Origin of the sequence: Cohnella nanjingensis (assembly GCF_014212125.1) — a bacterium.
In the GTDB taxonomy this organism is placed as follows: Bacteria; Bacillota; Bacilli; order Paenibacillales; family Paenibacillaceae; genus Cohnella; species Cohnella nanjingensis.
In genome coordinates this window covers 1-1,840 of the sequence record NZ_JACJVP010000101.1, presented here as the reverse complement: position 1 = coordinate 1,840, position 1,840 = coordinate 1, and the positions used below count along the sequence as shown (strand labels likewise).

Genomic DNA, 1,840 nt, shown 5'->3' with positions numbered 1-1,840 from the left:
GCCGACAAGGCGATCGGCTTCCTGCAGGAGTTTCAACGGATGAACGCCTCTTCATGCGAGGCTTACTATCGGCTTGGGACGGTCTATCGGACGATGGGGAGAACGGAGGAGGCGCGGGAGGCGTTCCGGGCTTGCAAGGAGCTGTATCGCACGCTGCCGCGCTACATGCGGCGCAAGGAGCGCAAATGGGCGATTCGCGCCTCTTTTGCCAAAGCGTAAGGGAGCCGGCCGCTAACGGCTCCCTTACTTGTGGTTAGGAGCGATTCAACATGAGGGCGTCAGTCCGCGACTTCTTCCGCTTCGGCTTCTTCCAACTCGGCTTCGGGAGCTTCTACCCCGTCCGCTTCGTCATCCGCGATATCCTCGATCGCTTCGGCTTCCGCCTCGGCTTCTACGACTTCGACTTCTTCGGCAACCGCTTCCACTTCCGCTTCTTCGGAAGCTTCTACGGCTTCCGCTTCCAGTTCCGTTCCTACGACCTCGTCTTCAGGTGCGCTCATGTTAAATCCTCCTCCGATTATCGTTTGGCGGGGAGCTTGCCCCCTACTATCAAGTTAGCATGACTTGCGAAAACTAGATACGGTGTGAAAATAGCGTATTTTGTTAGGTTTCGGCGAATTCTTCATTTGTAAACAAACGGTAATAATCGAGGCGATATTCGACAGCGCGCCGAATNNCGTTTGCCGGCGAATTCGGCGGTTTGACATCCCGCCCGCATTCTCGTATATTGTGCGAAGAAGAAATACGCGAGTTCGGAGTGAGAGGTATGAGAGGTGCTGGACGCAACCAGCCGAACCGGCCGAAGCAGCCGGGCAAGACAAGCCGGTCGCAGGCCCCGCGCGGCACGGGCAGGAGAGAGGCGGGAGGCGGACGCGGCGCGGACCGGTACGCGCCGCTCGCGGGCGGAACGCATAGCCGCAAGGACCGGGGAAGCGGAGCCGGGTACGGCCGCGACGGGAGGGACGCGGCGCAGGGACGGCCGAGCCGCGCCGTCTCGACGGGCGGCAGAGGACCACGGGCGGACCGCGCCCCCTCCGCGCAGGCCGTATCCCCCGCCGCCTATCTGAAGCTGGGCCGGCGCAAGGGAGATTGGATGGAGTTCCGGGTGCCCGAAGGGATCGCCGGCGCTCCGATCCAGCAGGTCTTGAAGCATACGCCGCTGGTGCCGAAGCTGGCGCACAAGCTGCTCCAGGCCAAGGGCGTCGCGCTGCAGGGGACGAACCTACGGCTCCAGTTGTTCGCGCGGGAGAAGCGCGACTTCCCTTCCGATTGGATGGAGCTGAACGTGCTGTACGAGGACGACTTCACGCTGGTCGTGAACAAGCCGTCCGGCTACGAGGTGCATCCGAGCGAGAAGGGGCAGCGGCACACGCTCGCGCACGCCGTCGCCGCCTACTACGAGATGACGAACCAGGACGTGCGGATCCGCCATATCCACCGCATCGACAAGGAGACGACCGGGCCCGTCCTGTACGCGAAGAATGAGTTCGCCCATTATCAGTACGACAAGGAGATGCGGGAGAAGAAGATCGAGCGCATCTATGTCGCTCTGGCCGAGGGAGAGCTGCCGCAGAACAAGGGCACGATCAACCTGCCGATCGGCCAGGATCGCCATCACTCCACCCGCCGTCGCGTCAGCGAGACCGGCGATCCCGCGATTACCCATTACGAAGTGGTACAGCGGTACGAAGGCTATACGCTGGTCCGGCTGCGGCTCGAGACCGGCCGGACGCACCAGATTCGCGTGCACATGGCCGCGATCGGGCATCCGCTGGCGGGAGACGGGCTGTACGGAGGCAAGCGCGCCGTCATCTCCCGCCAGGCGCTGCACGGAGAGCGC

At 63.0% G+C, this 1,840-nt stretch carries 3 protein-coding genes; 2 read left to right on the top strand and 1 reads right to left on the bottom strand.

Features of this window, described 5'->3' with window-relative positions; genetic code table 11:
* A partial coding sequence (locus H7C19_RS34080; protein WP_185673546.1) for a tetratricopeptide repeat protein occupies nucleotides 1-219 on the top strand: 219 nt, incomplete at its 5' end.
* 59 nt (nucleotides 220-278) lie between these two features.
* On the opposite strand, the gene H7C19_RS34075 is transcribed toward H7C19_RS34080, so the two are convergent.
* Nucleotides 279-500, bottom strand: coding sequence for a hypothetical protein (locus H7C19_RS34075; protein WP_185673545.1), 222 nt, complete (start codon nucleotides 498-500; stop codon nucleotides 279-281).
* A 266-nt stretch (nucleotides 501-766) separates the two neighbouring features.
* On the opposite strand from H7C19_RS34075, the gene H7C19_RS34070 reads away from it, so the two are divergent.
* On the top strand, nucleotides 767-1,840 hold a 1,074-nt coding region (locus tag H7C19_RS34070), incomplete at its 3' end, for an RluA family pseudouridine synthase (RefSeq protein ID WP_185673544.1).

Excerpts from the sequence above, each read along its gene's own strand:
- H7C19_RS34075 (WP_185673545.1), bottom strand. The coding sequence starts at position 500 with ATGAGCGCACCTGAAGACGAGGTCGTAGGAACGGAACTGGAAGCGGAA.